This is a genomic window from Aquibium oceanicum, assembly GCF_001889605.1.
In the GTDB taxonomy this organism is placed as follows: domain Bacteria; phylum Pseudomonadota; class Alphaproteobacteria; order Rhizobiales; family Rhizobiaceae; genus Aquibium; species Aquibium oceanicum.
In genome coordinates this window covers 2,483,182-2,503,750 of the sequence record NZ_CP018171.1, presented here as the reverse complement: position 1 = coordinate 2,503,750, position 20,569 = coordinate 2,483,182, and the positions used below count along the sequence as shown (strand labels likewise).

At 65.5% G+C, this 20,569-nt stretch carries 23 protein-coding genes and 1 tRNA gene; 16 read left to right on the top strand and 8 right to left on the bottom strand.

Annotated elements, in window-relative coordinates:
* Positions 1-17: 17 nt before the first annotated feature.
* Positions 18-1,382 (bottom strand): bifunctional UDP-N-acetylglucosamine diphosphorylase/glucosamine-1-phosphate N-acetyltransferase GlmU, encoded by a 1,365-nt coding sequence (glmU, locus tag BSQ44_RS12350; RefSeq protein WP_072608029.1) that lies wholly within the window; start codon positions 1,380-1,382, stop codon positions 18-20.
* Positions 1,383-1,499: 117 nt separating this feature from the next.
* Positions 1,500-2,243, bottom strand: a complete 744-nt coding sequence (locus BSQ44_RS12345) for a cytochrome c biogenesis CcdA family protein (protein WP_072604531.1) — start codon at positions 2,241-2,243, stop codon at positions 1,500-1,502.
* Positions 2,244-2,651: 408 nt separating this feature from the next.
* On the opposite strand from BSQ44_RS12345, the gene BSQ44_RS12340 reads away from it, so the two are divergent.
* From BSQ44_RS12340 to BSQ44_RS12325, 4 genes are all read left to right on the top strand, one after another.
* Positions 2,652-3,194: a DUF2937 family protein gene (locus BSQ44_RS12340; RefSeq protein ID WP_072604529.1), complete on the top strand. Its 543-nt coding sequence runs from the start codon at positions 2,652-2,654 to the stop codon at positions 3,192-3,194.
* Between the two features lie 216 nt (positions 3,195-3,410).
* Positions 3,411-3,486, top strand: a tRNA-Lys gene (locus BSQ44_RS12335).
* A 422-nt stretch (positions 3,487-3,908) separates the two neighbouring features.
* Complete coding sequence (locus tag BSQ44_RS12330; RefSeq protein WP_072604527.1) at positions 3,909-4,244, top strand: hypothetical protein; 336 nt, start codon at positions 3,909-3,911, stop codon at positions 4,242-4,244.
* Positions 4,245-4,505: 261 nt separating this feature from the next.
* Positions 4,506-5,939 carry a cytochrome P450 gene (locus BSQ44_RS12325; RefSeq protein WP_072604525.1) on the top strand — a complete coding sequence of 478 codons (1,434 nt, stop codon included), beginning with the start codon at positions 4,506-4,508 and terminating at the stop codon, positions 5,937-5,939.
* A gap of 3 nt (positions 5,940-5,942) precedes the next feature.
* Here the strand turns inward: BSQ44_RS12325 and BSQ44_RS12320 are convergent, their stop codons facing one another.
* Both BSQ44_RS12320 and BSQ44_RS12315 read right to left on the bottom strand, forming a co-directional pair.
* Positions 5,943-6,764: a lysophospholipid acyltransferase family protein gene (locus BSQ44_RS12320; RefSeq protein ID WP_072604523.1), complete on the bottom strand. Its 822-nt coding sequence runs from the start codon at positions 6,762-6,764 to the stop codon at positions 5,943-5,945.
* Positions 6,765-7,041: 277 nt separating this feature from the next.
* Positions 7,042-7,350, bottom strand: coding sequence for a hypothetical protein (locus BSQ44_RS12315; RefSeq protein ID WP_072604521.1), 309 nt, complete (start codon positions 7,348-7,350; stop codon positions 7,042-7,044).
* A 33-nt stretch (positions 7,351-7,383) separates the two neighbouring features.
* Here BSQ44_RS12315 and moaA point away from each other — a divergent pair, with 33 nt between their 5' ends.
* The 11 genes from moaA to BSQ44_RS12260 all read left to right on the top strand — a co-directional run bounded on the left by moaA (position 7,384) and on the right by BSQ44_RS12260 (position 16,561).
* Entirely contained in the window at positions 7,384-8,394 is a 1,011-nt protein-coding gene (moaA, locus tag BSQ44_RS12310) for a GTP 3',8-cyclase MoaA (protein WP_235633390.1), read from the top strand.
* A gap of 2 nt (positions 8,395-8,396) precedes the next feature.
* A complete protein-coding gene (locus BSQ44_RS12305; protein WP_072604518.1) occupies positions 8,397-8,870 on the top strand; it encodes a hypothetical protein in 474 nt (157 codons plus the stop codon).
* Between the two features lie 111 nt (positions 8,871-8,981).
* Complete coding sequence (locus BSQ44_RS12300; protein ID WP_072604516.1) at positions 8,982-9,902, top strand: DMT family transporter; 921 nt, start codon at positions 8,982-8,984, stop codon at positions 9,900-9,902.
* Positions 9,902-11,110 (top strand): multidrug effflux MFS transporter, encoded by a 1,209-nt coding sequence (locus BSQ44_RS12295; RefSeq protein WP_072604514.1) that lies wholly within the window; start codon positions 9,902-9,904, stop codon positions 11,108-11,110. The genes BSQ44_RS12300 and BSQ44_RS12295 overlap by 1 nt, the downstream gene beginning before the upstream one ends.
* The gene (gene mobB / locus BSQ44_RS12290; protein ID WP_072604512.1) at positions 11,111-11,617 is read left to right on the top strand and encodes a molybdopterin-guanine dinucleotide biosynthesis protein B; all 507 of its coding nucleotides are present in this window, start codon (positions 11,111-11,113) and stop codon (positions 11,615-11,617) included.
* Between the two features lie 163 nt (positions 11,618-11,780).
* On the top strand, positions 11,781-12,572 hold the full coding sequence (locus BSQ44_RS12285; protein ID WP_072608027.1) for an ABC transporter substrate-binding protein: 792 nt from the start codon (positions 11,781-11,783) through the stop codon (positions 12,570-12,572).
* 80 nt (positions 12,573-12,652) lie between these two features.
* Positions 12,653-13,366, top strand: coding sequence for an ABC transporter permease (locus BSQ44_RS12280; RefSeq protein ID WP_072604510.1), 714 nt, complete (start codon positions 12,653-12,655; stop codon positions 13,364-13,366).
* Entirely contained in the window at positions 13,363-14,193 is an 831-nt protein-coding gene (locus BSQ44_RS12275) for an ABC transporter permease (protein WP_072604508.1), read from the top strand. Before BSQ44_RS12280 ends, BSQ44_RS12275 begins: the two co-directional genes overlap by 4 nt.
* Positions 14,194-14,314: 121 nt before the next feature.
* A complete protein-coding gene (locus tag BSQ44_RS12270) occupies positions 14,315-15,184 on the top strand; it encodes an NAD(P)-dependent oxidoreductase (protein WP_072604506.1) in 870 nt (289 codons plus the stop codon).
* 10 nt (positions 15,185-15,194) lie between these two features.
* The gene (locus tag BSQ44_RS12265) at positions 15,195-15,893 is read left to right on the top strand and encodes a DNA alkylation repair protein (RefSeq protein WP_072604504.1); all 699 of its coding nucleotides are present in this window, start codon (positions 15,195-15,197) and stop codon (positions 15,891-15,893) included.
* Between the two features lie 35 nt (positions 15,894-15,928).
* Positions 15,929-16,561: a class I SAM-dependent methyltransferase gene (locus BSQ44_RS12260; RefSeq protein ID WP_072604502.1), complete on the top strand. Its 633-nt coding sequence runs from the start codon at positions 15,929-15,931 to the stop codon at positions 16,559-16,561.
* Here BSQ44_RS12260 and BSQ44_RS12255 read toward each other — a convergent pair.
* From BSQ44_RS12255 to BSQ44_RS12240, 4 genes are all read right to left on the bottom strand, one after another.
* The gene (locus BSQ44_RS12255; RefSeq protein WP_072604499.1) at positions 16,558-17,016 is read right to left on the bottom strand and encodes a DUF302 domain-containing protein; all 459 of its coding nucleotides are present in this window, start codon (positions 17,014-17,016) and stop codon (positions 16,558-16,560) included. The genes BSQ44_RS12260 and BSQ44_RS12255 overlap by 4 nt on opposite strands.
* A 22-nt stretch (positions 17,017-17,038) precedes the next feature.
* Positions 17,039-17,530: an Lrp/AsnC family transcriptional regulator gene (locus tag BSQ44_RS12250; RefSeq protein WP_072604497.1), complete on the bottom strand. Its 492-nt coding sequence runs from the start codon at positions 17,528-17,530 to the stop codon at positions 17,039-17,041.
* Between the two features lie 99 nt (positions 17,531-17,629).
* Positions 17,630-18,256: a uracil-DNA glycosylase family protein gene (locus tag BSQ44_RS12245; protein ID WP_072604495.1), complete on the bottom strand. Its 627-nt coding sequence runs from the start codon at positions 18,254-18,256 to the stop codon at positions 17,630-17,632.
* 7 nt (positions 18,257-18,263) lie between these two features.
* Complete coding sequence (locus BSQ44_RS12240; RefSeq protein WP_072604492.1) at positions 18,264-18,875, bottom strand: glutathione S-transferase; 612 nt, start codon at positions 18,873-18,875, stop codon at positions 18,264-18,266.
* 170 nt (positions 18,876-19,045) lie between these two features.
* Between BSQ44_RS12240 and BSQ44_RS12235 the strand changes: the two genes are divergently transcribed.
* Positions 19,046-20,560, top strand: coding sequence for a sensor histidine kinase (locus tag BSQ44_RS12235; RefSeq protein ID WP_072604489.1), 1,515 nt, complete (start codon positions 19,046-19,048; stop codon positions 20,558-20,560).
* The last annotated feature ends 9 nt before the right edge of the window (positions 20,561-20,569 follow it).

Below are 20,569 nucleotides of genomic sequence, written 5' to 3'. Positions count from 1 at the left end.
CGAGCGGGCGGCGCGGGCTATTTCTTCGCCGCGCGACTTTCCTTCTCGGCCTTGTAGCGGGCACGCAGTTCCGGCGCCCTGCCCTCCTTCGTGACCTGCTTCGCCCGGCCGAAGGCCAGCGCGTCGTCGGGCACGTCGAAGGTCACCACGCTGCCGGAGGCAACGTAGGCGCGCTCGCCGATGCGCACCGGCGCCACAAGCGACGAATTCGAGCCGATGAAGGCGTCAGCGCCGATCTCGGTGCGGTCCTTGGTGTAGCCGTTGTAGTTGCAGGTGATGGTGCCCGCTCCGATGTTGGCGTGAGCGCCGACGGTGGCGTCGCCGATATAGGTCAGGTGGTTGATCTTGGCGCCGGCCTGCACGTCGGCCTCCTTGACCTCGCAGAAGTTCCCCACCTTGGCGGTCTCTGCGAGCCGGGCTCCGGGCCGCAGCCGCGCAAACGGGCCGACCTCGCAGCCTTCGCCGATCGAGGCTCCCTCGATGTGGCAGAAGGCGCGGATGCGGGCGTTGGCGGCCACCTTCACCTTCGGGCCGAAAACCACGTTCGGCTCGATCAGCGTATCGGCGGCCACCTCCGTGTCGTGCGAGAAATGCACCGTCTCTGGCGCGACAAGGCTGACGCCGTCGAGCATCATCCGGTGTCGCCTGCGCGCCTGCCAGATCGCCTCGGCCTCGGCGAGTTCGGCGCGGTTGTTGATACCGAGCACGTTGTCGAACGGCGCCTCGGTCGCCGCGACCCGCAGTCCCATGGCGCGGGCGACAGCGACGACGTCGGTCAGGTAGAATTCGCCCTTGGCGTTGTCGTTGCCGACAGCCTCGAGGAGCGAGAGCGCGATCCGCCCGTCGATGGCCATAAGGCCGCCATTGCAGAAGGTGATCTTGCGTTCCTTGTCGGTGCAGTCGCGCTCCTCGCGGATCGCCACCAGTTCGCCGTCGCGCTCGATCAGCCGGCCGTAGCCGGTCGGGTTTTCCGTTCGGAACCCCATGACCGCGACGGATGCGCCCTCGGCGAGCTTGGCCCGGGCGGCGTCAAGCGCGGTGGTTTCGATCAGCGGCGTGTCACCGAACATGACGAGGAGATCGTCATGGCCGCGCGCGATCGCCTCGCGGGCGGCGAGCACGGCGTGCGCGGTTCCGAGACGCTCGGCCTGAAGGAAGACGTCGGCATTGTCCACGCGCTCGCGCACCGTGCGTGCCACCGCATCCGCCCCGTGCCCGACCACCACCGCCAGCGCACCGCTTCCAGCCGCCGTCGCGGCATCGAGCACGTGGCACACCATCGGCAGCCCCGCCACCGGATGCAGCACCTTGGGCAGGGTGCTCTTCATGCGCGTCCCCTCGCCCGCGGCCAGAATGATCGAGAGACAGCTGCGTTCGCTCATGTGCGGAATCATCCGGTTGCCTGCAAAAAACCCGACCGTGTCTATCACCGGCGGGAGGCCAATCCAATCGGCCTCGCCGGGGTCGGAATCTTCCCGATGGAGCGGCGAGCTTGGCCGTCAGCCGAGATTGGCGAGACCGGGAAAAGTCTCGAGCAACCAGTAGGAGGCGCGCTGGATGCCGCCGGTGAGGAAGAGCACGCCGGCCACGACGAGCAGCCCGCCCATGATCTTTTCCACGCGGCCGAGATGGACCCGGAAACGCCCGAGGAAGCGCATGAACGCGCCCGAAAACAGCGCCGCCACGAGAAACGGTATACCGAGCCCCAGCGAATAGGCAAAGAGCAGCGCGGCCCCCTCGCCCACAGTCTCCCGACCGCCCGCCAGCGTCAGGATCGGTCCGAGCACCGGGCCGATGCAGGGTGTCCAGCCGAAGGCGAAGGCGAGGCCCATCACATAAGCGGCAAAGGCGCTCGCGGGCTTGCCGCCCGACTGGAAACGTGCCTCGCGCGACAGGAGCGGGATGCGGATCACTCCGAGGAAGTTCAGGCCCATGACGATGATCAGCACGCCAGCGACGATCGCCAGTTCCTGCTGGTAGGCGCGCAGCAGACCGCCGATGGAGGAGGCGCCGGCTCCCAGCGCCACGAACACGGTTGAAAAGCCGAGCACGAAGGCGAACGAGGCCGATAGCAGCGCCGCGCGGGTTCCGCCTGTCTCCTGCTTTGCCTCGCCGCGGAACTCGTCGACCGAGACGCCTGCCATGTAACAGAGATAGGGCGGCACCAGCGGCAAGACGCAGGGCGACAGGAACGACAACGCCCCCGCCCCGACCGCGCTCACATATCCGACATCGACCGCCATTGCGCCTTGGTTTCCCTTTCGAGGCGACGCTATAAACCGCCCCCACCGCCCGGCCAATCACCCTTGCGTGGGCAAATTGTCCCGTCCCGTCCGGATTTCTTGCCCGACACGGCGTCGCGCGCTTCCACGGCCGTCGCGCCAAATGCCGATGCGCAGGAACGGCCTGCCTTCGAACGAGTTGTCCCGCCACACGGAGGCGGATCAATGGCGACGGTGCGTCGACTGGAACCTGAAACGATCATCGACGAACGGAGAGCAGCCGGTACCCCGGCATCCAGACGACCCGCGCCGGAACATGCACCCGGTACCAGCAAGGGCCCGCGACGCCCCCATTCAGAGCCAAAGGCGGACACCGGCGTTGCCGAGCGTGGCGTTCCGGCCCGTCCGGCCGGGACCCGATAGCTCGACATGGGCGCCGTCGCACAAAACCTCACCTTCGCTGCCGCGATCATCGGGGCCATCTGCACATCCCAGCTTCCCGAGTTCGCGCAGCAGTATCGCCAGCGCATCGGCGGCGCCGTGACCGAACTGACGCGCACGGTGGAGGACTTCGACCGGGATGCGTCGGCCAGCGGGCTGTCCCGCCAGCAAGCCCTTCAGCGACACGACGAGGCGTCCGACACGCTGTTCCGCACGAGAGGCCAGAGCGCCCGCCGGTCGATCGAGCGGCTGGACCGCCTTTCGAGTCAGCGCAGCGACTTCATCGAAAGTCCGCCGCTCCTCCAACCGCTGGTCTTGACGAGGGGCGACGGCGAACTTCTGGAAGGCACCTGGCGCGAGTTCCAGCCGGCCGTGCCGGTGACGCTGGCCGGCCTCGGCTGGGGCCTGCTCGGCTTCGTCCTCACCTCGCTGATGCTCTTCGCAACCGGCAGGATGGGCCGCTTCTCCTGGCGAAAAGCCCGCCATCTCCGCGCCCGCCGCCGCAAGACGGTGGACGAGATGCCAACCTGACGTTCTCAGCCGGGGGCGACGCCCACCCGGCAATTCCAGACATCCGAACCGAAGCCGGATCAACGTTCCTCTCGCCGCATCGACCATGCGCGAGCCCGTCCGTGCCGGCGTTCCGCACCGGCTGCAAAGACCCGTATCCGCCGGATTTCCGGTTGACCGCCGAAGCCATGCTCCCTATGTTCCGCCGCACTTTCCGGGGCGCCCGCCGCCCGTCGGGAGCGCGTAGCTCAGCCGGTAGAGCAACTGACTTTTAATCAGTAGGTCCAGGGTTCGAGCCCCTGCGCGCTCACCATCATAACAATATCTTGACTTGGTTCGGTTGCCTACCGTCGTCTTTGGTAGGCTCATGGCAGGCGAAAGGGTGGGAACCGTGGACCTTCAACCACGCACGCCGCTGTTAACCTTTCGTTAACCATCCGGCATTTAGGCTCACGCATATGCAGATCGCCTCCACCGATGACCACGGATGTACTGGCATCGGCCGTTGAGACGCTAGAAAAGGGTCGGGATAGCTCCCCGACCTTTTTTGCTGGTGCCAACTGCCAGCCTCACGTCCGCGCCGTTGATTCTTGGTCGGCCAACCGCGCTATCGGCCCCTCCCGCCTGCAAAGACGAAAGGATATCCGCCCGCGTTAAGAATTTTTTCGTGCGGCCAAACTCATTCTGTCGTCACGCGCTGATTGAAGTGCTGGCGGATCGGGGAAACGAACGGACATGAAGCGACTTTCGAAGGCGGCGGCCTGCTTGCTGGCGGCGTCGATCGCGGGATGCACCAGCCGGCCTGCCGAATATGCCGCCACGTTGCCCACCAGCGATCCGAAATGGCAGACGCCAGAGTGCGAAAAGGCACGCATGACGGCCGCCGAATATGAGGACAAGAACCTCAGCGTGGGTGTCGGCATCCTTCTCGGCCCCTACGGTCTCGCAATGTCGGCGGCCAGCAAGGAGAATTCGGAAAAGCAGCGCCGTCGTATCTCGCGCGACGTGCACCTGAAGTGCTCCAGCCAGCCATTGCCGAAGAACCTGGAGAAAGACCCGATGAATGCCTGACGGGCAAACGTTGCTTTCCGCCAGCCCTGAGACCGTCTGACACCGCGGCGATCAAGTAGCACCTCGCCGCTTTTCTTGACGGCCCGGCCAATCCTTTCTAAGCCCGATGGATGGACTGCCATCGGGCTCAGAAGGCGAGGCGGTTCCGCGGGGTTGGAACAGCATGACGAAGACGCCGACAGCCATGTCGCCGACTGACCGGAAATCCGGGCCGGCGCCGTTCGGCGTTCGCCAGCGCCGCTTCCCCCGCGAGGCGAACGGATGACCGGAGGCGCGGAAGTCGTCAGCAAGCCCTACGTTCTTTACGGCCATCAGACCTGGCGCTGGTACGGGAAGTACCTGCGCGACCCGATTTCCTGCTTCCTCGAGGCGCGCGAGATCTATGGGCCGGTCGGCGGCCTTGGCAATCCGCTGCCGTTCCTGAAGGACGGGCGACAGCACGTGATGGCCTTTGGCGCGGTGCCCAATCGCATCGTCTTCGGCCAGCCGGACCTTTTCCGTCCCGGCGGGCAGGTGTTGAGGGGACCGCGCGAATCGGCGCAGCGGCGCATGCGAAGGAGCATCTTCGCCATGCACGGGGCCGAGCACGACCGGCACCGCCGCATCATGCAGCCGCCGCTCTCCAGGCTCGCGGTCGCATCCTACGCGCCCGCGATCGCCGGCCTGATTGATCAGGTCCTAGACCGGTGGGAGGTCGGAAAGCCGATCGACGCCTACCACGAGATGCTGACGCTTTCGAACTGGATCGCGGCGCATCTGCTGTTCGGCGAGGCGGATTTCGAGCGCTCGCTGGCAATCTGCATGCTGATCCGCGACTGGATCACCCTCGACGTCGACGTTCGCACGCTCCATTTGCGCCCGACCGTGCCTGGAACGCGCGTGCGGCGCCTGCTGCGCCATGCGGAAAAGCTCGAAGCCGCGATGCGGCAGTTGATCGAGGAAAAGCGCAGCGCCGGCGCGCCCGGAAACGACCTGTTGTCGCAGCTCATCCGTGCCCATGGCGACAAGGACTTCGCCATGAGCGACGACGAGCTGGTCGCGCATTCGGCGATCCTGCACGGCGCCTCCTTCCTGACCACGGCCAGTACGCTCGCCTGGGCGATGTATCTGCTCGCCCAGAACCCGTCAGTCGCGGCCGAACTCGACCGGGAAGTGGCCTCGAAGCTCACCTCGTGGCCGCCCGCCACCGGCGAGATCGAAGCCATGCCGCTGCTCGACGCCGTCCTGAAGGAGACCCTGCGGCTGCTGCCGCCCGTGCATCACACGTTTCGCACGGTCGCGGCACCCACCGATGCGCTCGGACTGCCGCTCCAGCGCGACGACCGCGTCATCATGAGCGCTTTCATGACCCACCGCGAGCCATCGGTCTATCCGGACCCGGACGTCTTCGATCCGTCCCGCTGGGCGCGCAGCAAGCCCGGTCCCTACGACTACATCCCGTTCAGCGCCGGCCCCCGGCTCTGCCTGGGCTTCGCCTTCGCGACGCTGGAAATGAAGATGATCCTCGCGCGCATCGTCCAGCGCTACCGCCTCGCGCTCGTACCGGGTTCCAAGATCGACGTCATCTACCGTCTGACGCTCTGCCCCAGCGCCGGCGTGCCGATGACGGTGGAACCGCGCGACGGCGCCTATTCCACCGCGCCGGTGAGCGGCAACATCCTCAAGCTCGTCCGGCACGGCCGACCCGGCCTGTAGCGATCACCTGCCGGCCAGGGCGTCGCTTTTGTCGCGGAGGTAGGCGATCGCCGCCTCGTTGTTTGGCAGGACCGCGAGTTCCTCGGCCGTGACCACCGGCCCGGCGGTGATGCGCACTACCCTGCCCCGCGTCCGTTGCATCTCCGAAAACACGAGGAGGTTCTGCAGCTTCGGCGAAATGGCGCCGAGGAAAAGATAGGGCCATGAGTTCCGACCGTGGATGTGGAACGGCATGACGGCCGCGCCCGTGCGGCGCGCCAGCGCGGCGATGTGCGGGCTCCATTCAGGGTCGCGTGGACGGCGCGCCTTCCGGTCGAACCGGGATACCGCACCGGCGGGAAAGACCACGAGCGCGCCGCCGCGTTCCAGCAGCCGGTAGGCCTCGCGCCAGCCACGCAGGTTGCGCCTGCGCTTGGAGCGCTTGCGTTCGGGATCGACCGTGATCAGGCGCTCGCGGAACTCGGGCACCTCTCCCAGCACATAGAACCCCATTAGCCAGCCGTCCGGTCGCGTCGGCGTAAGCTGCGCGTCCAGCGCGAACCCGTCCACAAGTCCGTGCGGATGGTTGGCGACGAAGAGCAGCGGCCCCTTTTTTGGCACGCTGGACAGCGGTTCGCCGTCCATATCCACCCGGATGTTCAGCCGGTCGAGGAAATTGCGGGAAGCCTCCGCTGCAGCGCAAGGAGCGAAGTCCGCATAGATCGCATTGAAGCGGGCGAAACCCAGCATGCGGTCGAACTGCCGTCCGAGCCAGCCGGACACCGCCGCGGGCAGCCGCTTGCTCTTCATCCGCAGACGGATCGGCCCGGCGGTGCGGTCCTGCATTCTCGACGTATCCCCGGTTTCGGCGTCGAGCCTAGCGATACCCCGCCCGCGACACAATCACCGCCCACGCTGGCGTTGCGGGCGACCCATCTACGGGACCGGCCGATTTGCTGTGGAAACGCACGCCCCAAGCCTCGGGCAAGGCCGGATCCGTTTGATGGCATGACACCGTGCATTATCTTTTCGAAGCACGGGTGAGTCGGGGGCTTGGGCACATGGGCAGCGTCCTTCCACTTCACGAGCGCACGGATCTGGTCTCCGGCGTGGCGACGGCCTTTCACGAAAACGAAGACCGGAAGCCGTCGAGTACTGGCATCGGCTGGCCAAGCGCCTCCTGAGGCTCCAGATCGCGCTCGGCGCGGAGCGGGCGTCGGCCGAAGAAGACCTCCGCCTCCTCCTGCGCGCCATCATAAGTGTCTCGAAGGCGGAACAGCCGTAAGACACGCTCTCCGATCCAGGCGGCGCGAGAAGGCATCTCGCGACAAGGGAGGTCGTGCCCGCGCCGACGGTTATATTGCTCCGCATACAGCGAATCGCCCGACCACGCCTTGACGACCGGCCGTCCGGGCACGACATTCAGGTCCAAAGGTTTGCCTCCTGGCAGCCGTGGAAGGAAGCGATGGATTTCGGCGCAGCTACGATGATCGACCCGTTCGGCCGGTCGATCGACTACCTCAGGGTGTCGGTCACGGACCGTTGCGACTTCCGCTGCACCTACTGCATGGCGGAGGACATGACGTTCCTGCCAAAGCGGGACCTGCTGTCGCTGGAGGAGCTCGACCGGCTGTGCACGACCTTCGTGGAAAAGGGCGTGCGCAAGCTCAGGCTGACCGGCGGCGAGCCGCTGGTGCGCAAGAACATCATGCATCTCGTGCGCCAGCTGTCGCGCCACCTCGATTCGGGCGCGCTTCGCGAACTCACCCTCACCACCAACGGCTCGCAGCTCGCGCGCTTTGCCGGCGAGCTCGCAGACTGCGGCGTGAAGCGCATCAACGTGTCGCTCGATACGCTCGATCCAGTGAAGTTCCGCACGATCACCCGCTGGGGCGATCTCGGCCGTGTCATGCAGGGTCTGGACGCCGCGCAGGCAGCGGGCATCGCGGTAAAGATCAATGCCGTGGCGCTCAAGGGCTTCAACGACGCGGAAATCCCCGACCTGATGCGCTGGGCGCACGGGCGCGGCATGGACCTCACCGTCATCGAGACCATGCCGATGGGTGAGATCGACGCCGACCGCACCGACCAGTACCTGCCGCTGTCGCTGCTGCGCGCAAACCTCGAGCGGCAGTTCACCCTCACCGACATTCCCTATAAGACCGGCGGTCCCGCCCGCTACGTCGAGGTCGCCGAGACCGGCGGCCGTCTCGGCTTCATCACGCCGATGACTCACAATTTCTGCGAAAGCTGCAACCGTGTGCGGCTGACCTGCACGGGCACGCTCTACATGTGCCTCGGCCAGGAGGATGCCGCCGACCTGCGCGCGCCTCTTCGCGCCTCCGAAGGCAACGAGCTTCTGTCGCACGCCATCGACGAGGCCATCGGGCGCAAGCCGAAGGGCCACGATTTCGTCATCGACCGCCGCACGAACAGGCCATCGGTGTCACGACACATGAGCGTTACGGGGGGATAGCGATGGTCCTCGCGCGCAGGCTCGCCGTACTAGGCGCTGTGGCGCTCGCCGCCGCCCCCGCGTTCGCCGACACGCTGACATACCGCAACGCGCGCTTCGGAACCTCGCTCACCTTTCCGGCCGAGGTATTCTCCGACCAGATGGAGGCGCCGGCTAACGGCGACGGCATGACCTGGCTGTCGGACGATGGCGCCAGTCTCGCCGTCTACGCGTCCCACAACGCCCTCGACCTCTCGCCGCGCGAATTCGCCGACCAGGCGAGCCAGGGCCAGGGCGAATTCGAGGTGACCTACCGCCGCGTAGCGGACGACTGGGTGGTCCTATCCGGCTACGAGGACGGAAAAATCTTCTACTACCGCTTCGAGTTCGGAGCCGACGACGTCATCCACGCGATGCTTCTGAAATACCCCCCGACCCTGCGGGATAAATACGATCCGCTGACGGGCAAACTCGGTTCAAGCCTCGAAGGGCCTTAAGGCTCCGTAGGTCCTTGCGGTCCGGTTCGGGTGGACGATCTGGCCCACTCATTCACGGTTGCGAAATCGCGGACCGGTGCTACATGCCGTGGCAAACGGATCAGAAGCATCTTGGCCCTCTCTCCCAATCTGCGCGGCGCGCTCTTCATGGCGGTCTCCATGGCGGGGTTCACCATGAACGACGTCCTCTCCAAGGTCGTCAGCGATTCCATGAACATGGCGCAGATCATGCTCATCCGTGGAGTGTTCGCGACCGTCCTGATCGGTGTTCTCGCGTGGCACAGGGGCGCATTCCGGATCCCGCGCCACATACTCGACCGCTGGATTGTCCTCCGCGCCGTCGGCGAGGTCGTCGCGACGCTTTGCTTCCTCACCGCGCTCTCGCATCTTCCAATCGCCAACGTGTCCGCGATCCTCCAGGCGCTGCCGCTCGGCGTGACCATGGGCGCGGCGCTGTTGTTTTCGGAGCCGGTGGGCTGGAGGCGATGGCTGGCGATCGGCGCCGGATTTGCCGGGGTTCTCGTGATCGTGCGACCGGGACTGGAAGGGTTCAGCGTCTATTCGCTGTTCGCGCTGGGCTGTGTCCTTGCCTGCGTGGTGCGCGACCTCGCCACCAAACGCATCGATGCCGAAGTGCCGTCGCTGTTCGTCTCGACCGTGACGGCCTGCGCCGTCTCGGTCACGGGAGCCGCGCTCGTGGTGCCCTATGGCGGCTGGTCGCCGGTGGAACTGGCGGATGCCGGTCTTCTCTTCGGCGCCGCCGTGCTCCTGCTCTTCGGCTACCAGTTCATCATCCTGTCGATGCGCACGGGCGACATCTCCTACATTGCGCCGTTCCGCTACACCGGCCTGCTTTGGGCCATCCTGCTCGGGTATCTCGTATTCGGAGACGTGCCCGATGCGGCGATGAGCATCGGCGCCACGATCATTATCGGTTCGGGTCTCTATGCGCTTTACCGCGAACAGATCGTCGGGCGCACGAGACCGGTGGCCGAGAGCACCAGCCCCGCAATGGCACCGGACGGCCTGTAATGGACGCAACGCCTCCCGCCATCCGCTCCCCGCACATTCTCACCCTGGTCATCGCCACGGCAACGGGCGCGCTGGCGATGAACGTGTTTCTGCCGTCGATGCCCGCGATCGCACGCCATTTCTCGGCCGACTATGCGATCGTGCAGCTGATGGTTTCCCTCTTTCTGGCATCGACCGCCTTGCTGCAACTGTTCATCGGCCCGGCATCCGACCGGCTGGGACGCAGGCCCGTCATGCTCGGGTGCTTTGTCGTGTTCCTGGCGAGCACGGCCGCGGCGATCTTTGCGCCGACCATCGAGTTTCTGCTGGTGTGCCGGGTGCTGCAGGGCTTTTCCGCCGCGGGAATGGTCCTGTCACGCGCCGTCATCCGCGATACGGTCGGAACCGGCGAGGCTGCGAGCCGCATCGGCTATGTCACCATGGGCATGGCACTTGTGCCGATGATCGCGCCCATCATCGGCGGCTTCCTGGACGAGATGTACGGCTGGGAGTCCACTTTCGTGCTCACCCTCGCCTTGGGGTTCGCAGCCACGGCGATCGTGTACTACGACTTGAACGAAACGAACCATTCTCGCTCGTCCAGCCTGTCGGACCAGTTCAGCGCCTATCCTCAACTCCTGAAGTCGCGCCGCTTCTGGGCCTATACGCTCACCGCCGGTTTCACCTCCGGCGCATTCTTCGCGTTCCTGGGAGGTGGACCTTTCGTTTCCAGCGAGATCCTTGGCCTGGCGCCCTCCGGCTATGGCCTCTATTTCGCACTGATTTCGTTCGGCTACATGCTGGGCAACTACATGACCGGTCGCTATTCCAGCCGCATCGGCATCAATATCATGATGCTTTCGGGCAATGTTCTCGCCTCCGTCGGCAGCATGGTGTCCATCATTCTCTTCTGGCTCGGCTACTATCATCCGCTCTCGCTGTTCGCCCCGGCCATGCTCGTCGGTCTTGGCAACGGCCTGACCCTGCCCAACGCGGTCGCCGGCATCGTCAGCGTGCGCCCGCGCCTTGCGGGTTCGGCCTCGGGTCTGGGCGGCGCGATGCAGATTGGCGCCGGGGCGGCGCTCTCGGTCGTCTCCGGCGCATTCCTGAGCGTGGAAAGCGGCCCTTTTCCGCTGCTCTGGGTCATGCTGCTCTCCTCCATCGCGGCCGGCTGCATGGCACTCTACGGCATGTACGTCGATCGCGTTTCGGGACCGCTGGCTCGATAGATGGAACGGCGCGTCCTCGGTATCACCGGCTGGAAGAATTCGGGCAAGACGACGCTCACCGAACGGCTCGTCGCCGAATTCCGGGCGCGCGGCTTTTCGGTCTCGACCGTCAAGCACGCCCACCACGAATTCGACATCGACACGCCCGGCACGGATTCCTTCCGTCACCGCGCCGCGGGCGCCGGCGAGGTCGCGATCGTCTCCGACCGCCGCTGGGCCCTGATGCACGAACTGCGCGGCGAGACGGAACCCACACTGGACGACGTCCTGGCGCGTCTCTCCCCATGCGACCTCGTCCTCGTCGAAGGCTACAAGCGCGACCAGCATCCCAAGATCGAGACCCGCCGCCTGGACGCCAAGGAACGGCGCCCGCTGTCGCCGGCGAGCCCCAACGTCTTGGCCATCGCCGCGGACCATCCGCTTCCCGGCGAGCACCTGCCAGTCTTTTCCCTCGACGACATACCGTCGATCGCCGACTTCATCGCGAAGGTGCTGGACCTCTCGTGAGGTAACCCGGCATCGGGCGTGCGCTTTTCCTCTTTGCGGTTGCATTTGAGCAAAAAACAGTGGGAGTATCGCGCCAAGGTCCGGCGAAGTGCCGCGGCCACAATAAGACGCGGCGCCGGGCAAGGCAGCCGCGAGAGTGGGAAAAAGAACAATGAGGAAATCCATGCGTATCACGAAGCGTCTGGCGTTCGCCGTCTCGGCGGCGGCTCTGGTCCTGTCCGTCGGCACGGCCAGCGCACAGGACAAGATGCAGCTCAAGATCGGTACCGAAGGCGCCTACCCGCCCTTCAACAACCTGACCTCCGACGGCAAGCTCGAAGGCTTCGACATCGATATCGCCAAGGCGCTATGCGAGGAAATGAACGCCGAGTGCGAGTTCGTCACGCAGGACTGGGACGGCATCATCCCGGCGCTCCAGGCCGGCAAGTTCGACGCCATTATCGCCTCGATGTCGATCACGCCCGAGCGCATGGAAAAGGTCGACTTCACCAACAAGTACTACAACACCCCGCCGGCCATCGCCGCGCCGAAGGACACCGACATTGCCGGCGTGACGAAAGAAGACCTGACCGGAAAGACGGTCGGCGTGCAGGGCTCGACCACGCACTTCAACTACTCCGAACAGACCTACACCGACAGCGAGATCCGCGCCTATCCGACGGCGCAGGAATACCAGCTCGATCTCGCCAACGGCCGCCTCGACGCCGTCAACGACGACGTCTCGGTGCTCCAGGAGTGGCTGGGCAGCCCCGAGGGCGAGTGCTGCAAGCTGGTCGGCACCGTGACGCCCGTCGCCGAAATCCACGGTCCGGGAGCTGGCATCGCGGTCCGCAAGGGCGAGACCGAACTGGTCGAAAAGTTCAACGCCGCGATCGACGCCATCCGTGCCAGCGGAAAGTATAAGGAAATCAACGACAAGTACTTCGACTTCGACGTCTACGGCGGCGATTCCTGAGCACCGTCGATTGATCGGCGGCGGCTGCGGCCGCCGCCGCATCTCTTCCTGCGCCGGGCAAGGGGGACAGGGACGGGCGGATGCAGAGCGTTTGGACGCTGCTCAGCTGGGGGCCGGAAGGTTGGCTGGACGACATCGCCTTCGGCGTGTTCGTCACCGTCTCGCTGGCGCTCGCAACTCTCCCCGTCGGCCTCGTATTCGGCTTCCTCGTAGCCCTCGCAAAGCAGTCCGACGAGCGTTCACTGCGGTTGGCCGGAAACATCTACACCACCATTTTCCGGGGCCTGCCTGAACTCCTGACCTTGTTCGTCGTCTTCTACGGCGCCCAGATCGCGGTGCAGCAGGTCGTGCGCCTGTTCAGCCCGACCGCCTTCGTGGAGATCAACAGCTTCGTCGCCGGCATGATCGCGCTCGGCGTCGTCTTCTCCTCCTATGCCAGCGAGGTCTTCCTTTCGGCCTTCCGCGCCATCCCGCAGGGCCAGTACGAGGGAGGTTACTCCATCGGCCTGTCCAATTGGCAGACGATGCGGCTCGTCGTCCTTCCGCAGCTCATCCGCATCGCGTTGCCCGGCCTCTCCAACTTGTGGCTGATTCTGCTGAAGGACACGGCACTCGTCTCGGCCATTGGCCTTTCCGACATCCTGCGCCAGAGCGGCGTCGCGGCGCGCGTCACCAAGGAGGCGTTCCTCTTCTTCGGCTTCGCCTGCCTGATCTATCTGGCACTCGCCATCATCTCCTCCTTCGGCATCCATGCCATCGAACGCAGCGTCGGTAAGGGAGGCGTGCAGCGATGACGGACGCCAGCGCCGCCACCGTCGACGTCGTCAAGCCGCCCCCGCCCGCCCGGGTCTGGACACGCCAGCGCATCCTCGGCACGGCATTGATGGGCTTCTGGGTGCTGTGCGGCGTCGGCCTCGTCGCCTATCTCGTCTCCGCATGGAATCCGGATCTCTACGAGAAGTACGCGCCCTACTACGTGTCGGGTCTCCTGGTGACGCTGCAACTGGTCGGCACATCGGTCGTGCTCGGCGCCCTGCTGTCGATCCCGATCGCCTACTGCCGCGATTCCAGGAACCCCGTCGTGGCCTCGCTCGCCTACGGCTACGTCTACTTCTTCCGCGGAACGCCTCTGCTCGCACAGACATTTCTCGTCTATTACGGCCTCGGCTCGTTCCGGCCGGAACTTGAGGCGGTAGGGCTTTGGACCTTCTTCCGCGAGGCCTGGTACTGTGCCGTCTTCGCCTTCACCCTGAACACCGCCGCCTATCAGGCGGAAATCCTGCGCGGCGCGGTCGGCAGCATCTCGCAAGGGCAATGGGAAGCCGCCGCGGCACTCGGCCTGTCGAAGTACCGCACGATCCAGAAGGTCATCCTGCCGCAGGCGCTCATCGTCGCGCTGCGCCCCTACGGCAACGAGATCATCCTGATGATCAAGGGTTCGGCCATCGTCGCCATCATCACCGTCTACGACCTCATGGGCGAGACGCGGCGGGCCTATTCGCGCACATTCGACTTCCAGACCTACCTCTGGGCCGCAATTATCTATCTCGCCATCGTGGAGACGCTGCGCAACGCCATCGACTGGATCGAGCGCCGCATCACGATACACCTGAAGCGGTGAACGGCGTTTCGGCAAGCGCTCAACACTTTCCGTCGAACTTGGGAGACCAATCCTCCCTTGACCTTCCCGCCCCTTCGCATAGACCTTCTTCCATCATTCGGATGAGACGGGAGGCGCGACGATGGCGAAGGTGGCATTTCTGGGCCTGGGTGTGATGGGCTACCCGATGGCCGGGCACCTGAAGAACAAGGGCGGCCACGACGTCACCGTCTACAACCGCACCGAGGCCAAGGCGCAGAAATGGGTCGCCGAGCATGGCGGCGCCTCCGCCTCCACGCCGGCGGAAGCCGCGAAGGACAAGGACTTCGTCTTTTGCTGCGTCGGCAACGACGACGACCTGCGCTCGGTAACGCTGGCCGACGGTGGCGCCTTCGGTGCGATGAAGCCCGGCGCGATCTTCATCGACAACACCACGGCGTCGGCAGAAGTGGCGCGCGAACTCGACGCCGCTGCGCAGTCCGGCGGCTTCGGCTTCATCGACGCACCGGTCTCCGGCGGCCAGGCGGGGGCCGAGAATGGCGTGCTTACCGTCATGTGCGGCGGCGACCAAGCGACCTTCGACAAGGCCAAGCCCGTCATCGAAGCCTATGCCCGCATGGTAGGCCTGATGGGGCCGGCCGGCAGCGGCCAGCTCACCAAGATGGTCAACCAGATTTGCATCGCCGGCCTCGTCGAGGGGCTGGCGGAAGGCATCCACTTCGGAACCGCGGCCGGCCTCGACATGGAAAAGGTCATCGAGGTCATTTCCAAGGGTGCTGCCGGCTCGTGGCAGATGGAGAACCGCTACAAGACCATGATGGCCGGCAAGTACGATTTCGGCTTCGCCGTCGACTGGATGCGCAAGGACCTTGGCATCTGCCTCGCCGAGGCCAACCGCAACGGCGCCCGGCTGCCCGTGACGTCGCTGGTCGACCAGTTCTACAAGGACGTGCAGGCCATGGGCGGCAAGCGCTGGGACACCTCCTCGCTGCTGGCCCGCCTCCAGAAGTAGCCTGCCGTCAATGCCGGCCCCCTCGCCCGACTGGACCGCGGGTCAGGTGATCGATCATCTGCGCGCGACAGGTTCGGAGGAGAACCGCGCGGGCATGGCGCGCTACGGGATCGTCACCGACAAGGCCTTCGGCGTCGGCAATTCCGAGCTTCGTCCGCTCGCCCGCCGCATCGGCCGCGACCACGCGCGGGCGCTGAAGTTGTGGGACAGCGGCTGGCGCGAGGCACGGCTCCTCGCCTGCTTCACCGAAGAGAAAACGAAGGTAGACGCCGATCAGGCGCGCCGTTGGGCCGGCGACTTCAATTCCTGGGAGATCGTCGACACGGCTGCCGATCTCTTTTCGGATACCGGCCTGCATCCACTGATCCCGGAATTCGCCTCAGACGACCGCGAATTCGTCCGCCGCACCGCTTTCGCCATGATGGCATGGGCCGCCGTTCACGCGAAGAAGGAGCCGGACGCCACCTTCATCGGCTGGCTGCCGCTGATCGAGGCGCATTCCACCGACCCACGGAACTTCGTCAAGAAGGCGGTCAACTGGGCGCTCCGCCAGATCGGAAAGCGCTCCACGGCACTCAATGGGCCGGCACTGGCGTTGGCCCGGGCATTGTCCGAAAGCCAGGATCGCACGGCGCGCTGGATCGGCAAGGATGCCATGAAGGAGCTTTCGGCCGAAAAGACGCTCGAGCGCTTGGCGCGCAAGCGCTGATCTGGCCGTATCTCCACCGGAGCCCGCGAGACACGATGAACGACATCCTCGAAGGCTATGCCGCCGCGGCGACCCCCGACCTCATCGACAGATACGAAGCCTTCGATCCGGCGGACCTCTACGCCTCGGTGCTCGACCTCTTTCCCACCCGCAAGGCGCGCGTGGCCGACATCGGAGCCGGCACCGGGCGGGACGCCGCATGGTCTGCCCGCCGTGGACATGATGCCGTCGCCGTCGAGCCCGTACGACAGCTGCGCGAAGCCGGAATGGCGCTCCACCGGGACGACGGCATCCTGTGGATCGAGGACGCGCTGCCGCACCTGTCGAAGCTCGCGGCCCACGGTCCCTTCGACCTGATGACGCTGTGCGGCGTTTGGCAGCATATCGACGACGAGGAGCGGGAAATCGCGATGATCCGCATGGCGCAGCTCGCAGCGGATGGATGTCTACTTGTCATGTCGCTGCGCCACGGCCCGGGCGCACCCGGCCGGCCGGTCTATCCGGTTTCGACGGACGAGACGATCGGGGCGGCCATGCAGTCGGGTTTCTCGCTGCGGCGGCGCGCGGAAATCGATTCCATCCAGCCCGGGAACCGCGCCATGGGCGTTCGCTGGACCTGGCTGGCGTTCAAGAAGCAAAGCTGTGCGCAGACGGGCGCCGCCGCCTAGAAGCCTTCCGCGGCCTCCTTGACGATGCCGGTCAGGAGATCGTTCACGTCATCGCGCGGGCCGCCCTCGGGCAGTTTCCTGAACCCCACAGTCACCGTGCCCGGCGTGGCCGCCGGTTCGTAGACAAACACGACGTATGGGCAATAGGCGATGTCGCCGATTTCGGCCTCCATCACCTTGCGCGACAGAACCGCCGAGCAGAAGGCGAAGAACTCGGCGTTCGAATAGAGTTCCTTCGTCGCTCCGACGTCGGTGGCGGTCCGCTGCAGCATCTCTCCGACGTGACCATGGTGGTCGATGAGGTAGCCGCGATTGATGATTGCGTTTTCGAGCGCCGCCACCACGTCCTCGTAGACGTTCCCGGTCTCGACCGTCATTACGTCGTCGCCCGCTGCGATAGCCTGGCTGCCGAGAAACGGCAGCATCACGGCCAGAGCCGCCAGAAGCTTCTTCATGTCGTCCTCCCTCTCCCGCGCATCACGCGGCGCTGGAACCCGTCTCCTTGTCCAGCACCATGTAGTCTAGTGGCATCTCGGTGGTATACTTGATCTGCTCCATGGCGAAAGCCGACGAGACGTCGCGTATCTCGATCTTGGCGATCAGCTTCTTGTAGAAGGCGTCGTAGGCGGCGATGTCGGGAACGACCACCCGCAGCAGATAGTCCACGTCGCCGCTCATCCGGTAGAACTCCACGACCTCCGGGAATTCCTGGATCACCTCGGAAAAGCGCTTCAGCCATTCGTGGCTGTGTGCGTTGGTGCGGATCGACACGAAAACGTTGACGCGGGTGTTGATCTTCTGCGGATTGAGGATCGCCACGCGGCGCTGGATGACGCCCTCCTCCTCCAGCTTCTGGATGCGCCGCCAGCATGGCGTCGTCGACAGCCCCACCTTCTTGGCGACGTCGGCGACGGCAAGCGTGGAATCCTCCTGCAGGAGGCGCAGGATCTTCTTGTCGAGGCGGTCCATCGGGAAAGGCTCCGGGAAAAACTACCCCGAATCTAGTCCTTTCCCATGCGGCCACAAGAAAATTTTTCTTCCGGCTGGACGATATGAACGGTATGGCTGCTATTCTTCCGCCGCCATGCGCATGCGAATTTCTGCCCTCAGCACCGGCAGCAGTTCCGCCTCGAACCACGGGTTCCGCTTCAGCCAGCCGGTATTGCGCCACGAAGGATGAGGCAGCGGCAGTTGCCGCGGATGCTCCCCGCTCTCGAAGATCGCCCGCCAGTTCGCCACGGTCGCCGTCAGCGACGCCTCCCGCCAGTCGCCGAGATGCCAAGCCTGCGCATACTGGCCGATCGTCAGCATCAGCGATACCTGCGGCATCGCCGCCATCAGCTGCCCGCGCCAGGCCGGCGCGCATTCGCGGCGCGGCGGCAGGTCGCTCCCTCTGGCATCGTAGCCGGGAAAGCAAAAGCCCATCGGCACGATCGCGAATAGCGCCGGATCGTAGAATTCATCCCGTGTCACGTCGAGCCATTCGCGCAGGCGGTCGCCGGAGCGGTCGTTGAACGGCAGCCCCGTCTCGTGCACCCGCAGCCCTGGAGCCTGTCCGGCTATTAGGATCCGCGCGCGCTGCGAGGGCACCACGACCGGCCGCGGTTCATGCGGCAGCGGCGCGCCTTCAGGCTCGTCCCGGCAGATCCGGCAGGCACGGATCCGCGCGACGAGATCGTCGAGGCCCTCGCTCAACGATCGCTCAGGCCTTCGCGCTCGGGCGCGCCGACAGAGCAGAATACCAGCGACGCACGTTGCCGAGTTCCTTCGGCAGTTCGATGCGCGCCGGCTTCATGAAGTCCATGGCGATCATTCCGGTTATGTCGGCGATCGAATACTCGTCCCCTGCTGCGAATTCGCGCTCCGCGAGTTCGCGGTCCAGCAGCCGCAGGAAGTCGAGCGCGCGCGGCTTGTTGGCCTCGCCCCATTCGGGTACCTGCGGCACCTCCCATTCCTTCATGGCGGGATGCACATGCCGGAAAGCCTGCGCGATGCTCATGAGAAGGTTCAGTTCCATGCGGCGCTGCCACATCTCCACCTTCGCCTTGCCTAGCGCACCGCGACCGAACAGCGCCGGTTCGGGATGAAGCTCCTCGAAATAGCGGCAGATGGCGACGGATTCGGTCAGGATCGTCCCGTCGTCGAGTTCCAGCACCGGCAGCCTCTGAAGCGGGTTGCGGCCGGTGACCTCGGGGCTGCGATGGCCCATCGCCCCCATGTCGATCGGCTCCAGCGGCACCTCGATGCCCTTTTCCGCCAGGAACACGCGCACCCGGCGCGGATTGGGCGCCTTGCCTCCGTCGAACAGTTTCACCCGATACCTCCCGTCATGACATCGATCCGAACGATCGCCCCTCTCCTACATGATGAGGGCGGTCTCTCGCTACCCGCCCCGCACGCCCGGCCGCGGAGACAGAAGGGTCTCTTAACCATTCGAAAGTAATTTCGCCGGGAACAATCGAATGGTTTTTAGTGCCGGCTTGAATGGCCCCCACACGCTCGAACACAGCGGACAAGAACATCGTGGACCGCACGAAGGCGCGTCGCAACGCCGACGTCGCGCGTACCGTGCGGGAAACGCGCGACCGCCTGTCGCAACAGCCGGGAAACCCTGCCTTCGACCGCGAGATGATCAAGCTGCACGCCCGCGCGCTGACCAGCAGCGCGATCGTGCTGCCGTTTCTCGCCGTGGTCGTGGCGCTCGCTGGCCTCTTCGCCGGCATGGGACCGATCGTGGTCCTGTGGGCGGCCACCACCGCCGCCGCCTACGCCGGCCTTTCCTACTATGCGCAGAAGATCAGCCGCACCGAGGCCGGCGACATCGAGGTTTCGGAAGTCCGGTTGTGGTTTTTGGCGTCGCACGTGGTCACCGGGCTCTGCTGGGTCTGGTTCTCCGGCATGGGGTGCAGCGACTGCCAGATCGACCAGTTCCCGATCATCAAGGCAGCCATCCTCCTGCTGGCGATCGCCGCCACTGCCATCCTCGCCTACGCGTTGCGCGGCGCCATGGAGGCGACCTTCGCCATGCCCGTGGCCGCCTACGTCATCCTGGGCAGTCACCTGTGGCTGCCGGTCGAGGCCGTCATGGCCGCCCTCCTGACAGCCTCCCTGCCCTTCTTCAGCTACGTCTCCAGCCATCTCCACCGCTCGGCCGTCATGCTCCTGTCGTTCCGCACCGAGAAGGACGGGCTGATCGCCGAACTCGAGACCGCCAACGCGATTTCCGACGAGGCGCGCCGGCGCGCCGAGGAAGCCAACCTCGCCAAGTCGCGCTTCCTCGCCTCGATGAGCCATGAGCTGCGCACGCCACTCAACGCCATCCTCGGATTTTCCGAGGTGATGGCCAAGGAAGTGCTCGGGCCGCTGCCCAACCCGACCTACCGCGACTATGCCAACGACATCCACGATTCCGGCGAGCATCTGCTCGATCTCATCAACGAGATCCTCGACATTTCGCGCATCGAGGCGGGTCGCTACCAGCTCCAGGAGGAGCCGCTGGACGTCGCCGACACGGTCGAGGACTGCTGCCATCTCATCGAGTTGAAGGCACGCAACAAGGACCTGCGCATCGTGCAGCAGTTCGAGCACGACCTGCCGCCGCTCCGGGCCGACGAGCGCGCGGTACGCCAGATCGCGCTGAACCTGCTCTCAAACGCTGTGAAATTCGCCCCGACGGGCGGCGAGGTTCGGGTACGGGTTGGCTGGACGGCCGGCGGCGGCCAGTACATCGCCGTCAAGGACAATGGACCGGGCATCCCCGCCGACGAGATCCCCATCGTGCTGTCGGCCTTCGGGCAGGGATCGATCGCCATCAAGAGCGCCGAACAGGGCACGGGCCTCGGCCTGCCGATCGTCCAGGGCCTGCTCGACATGCACGGCGGGCGGCTGGAACTGAACTCCAAGCTGCGTGAGGGCACCGAGGCGATCGCCATATTCCCCGCGTCACGCGTCCTGCACACCGCGCAGACCGAACCGCCCCGCCGCAAGGCTGCCGGCTGACCGGACCGC

Bases quoted from the DNA above. Each gene is read 5' to 3' on its own strand.
- mobB (WP_072604512.1), top strand. From the start codon at position 11,111: ATGGAACGGCGCGTCCTCGGTATCACCGGCTGGAAGAATTCGGGCAAG.
- moaA (WP_235633390.1), top strand. From the start codon at position 7,384: ATGGATTTCGGCGCAGCTACGATGATCGACCCGTTCGGCCGGTCGATC.
- BSQ44_RS12295 (WP_072604514.1), top strand. From the start codon at position 9,902: ATGGACGCAACGCCTCCCGCCATCCGCTCCCCGCACATTCTCACCCTG.
- BSQ44_RS12250 (WP_072604497.1), bottom strand. From the start codon at position 17,530: ATGGACCGCCTCGACAAGAAGATCCTGCGCCTCCTGCAGGAGGATTCC.
- BSQ44_RS12255 (WP_072604499.1), bottom strand. From the start codon at position 17,016: ATGAAGAAGCTTCTGGCGGCTCTGGCCGTGATGCTGCCGTTTCTCGGC.
- BSQ44_RS12330 (WP_072604527.1), top strand. From the start codon at position 3,909: ATGAAGCGACTTTCGAAGGCGGCGGCCTGCTTGCTGGCGGCGTCGATC.
- BSQ44_RS12280 (WP_072604510.1), top strand. From the start codon at position 12,653: ATGCAGAGCGTTTGGACGCTGCTCAGCTGGGGGCCGGAAGGTTGGCTG.
- BSQ44_RS12285 (WP_072608027.1), top strand. From the start codon at position 11,781: ATGCGTATCACGAAGCGTCTGGCGTTCGCCGTCTCGGCGGCGGCTCTG.
- BSQ44_RS12265 (WP_072604504.1), top strand. From the start codon at position 15,195: ATGCCGGCCCCCTCGCCCGACTGGACCGCGGGTCAGGTGATCGATCAT.
- BSQ44_RS12305 (WP_072604518.1), top strand. From the start codon at position 8,397: ATGGTCCTCGCGCGCAGGCTCGCCGTACTAGGCGCTGTGGCGCTCGCC.
- BSQ44_RS12325 (WP_072604525.1), top strand. From the start codon at position 4,506: ATGACCGGAGGCGCGGAAGTCGTCAGCAAGCCCTACGTTCTTTACGGC.
- BSQ44_RS12320 (WP_072604523.1), bottom strand. From the start codon at position 6,764: ATGCAGGACCGCACCGCCGGGCCGATCCGTCTGCGGATGAAGAGCAAG.
- BSQ44_RS12340 (WP_072604529.1), top strand. From the start codon at position 2,652: ATGGGCGCCGTCGCACAAAACCTCACCTTCGCTGCCGCGATCATCGGG.
- BSQ44_RS12275 (WP_072604508.1), top strand. From the start codon at position 13,363: ATGACGGACGCCAGCGCCGCCACCGTCGACGTCGTCAAGCCGCCCCCG.
- BSQ44_RS12260 (WP_072604502.1), top strand. From the start codon at position 15,929: ATGAACGACATCCTCGAAGGCTATGCCGCCGCGGCGACCCCCGACCTC.
- BSQ44_RS12235 (WP_072604489.1), top strand. From the start codon at position 19,046: ATGGCCCCCACACGCTCGAACACAGCGGACAAGAACATCGTGGACCGC.
- BSQ44_RS12345 (WP_072604531.1), bottom strand. From the start codon at position 2,243: ATGGCGGTCGATGTCGGATATGTGAGCGCGGTCGGGGCGGGGGCGTTG.
- glmU (WP_072608029.1), bottom strand. From the start codon at position 1,382: ATGAGCGAACGCAGCTGTCTCTCGATCATTCTGGCCGCGGGCGAGGGG.
- BSQ44_RS12270 (WP_072604506.1), top strand. From the start codon at position 14,315: ATGGCGAAGGTGGCATTTCTGGGCCTGGGTGTGATGGGCTACCCGATG.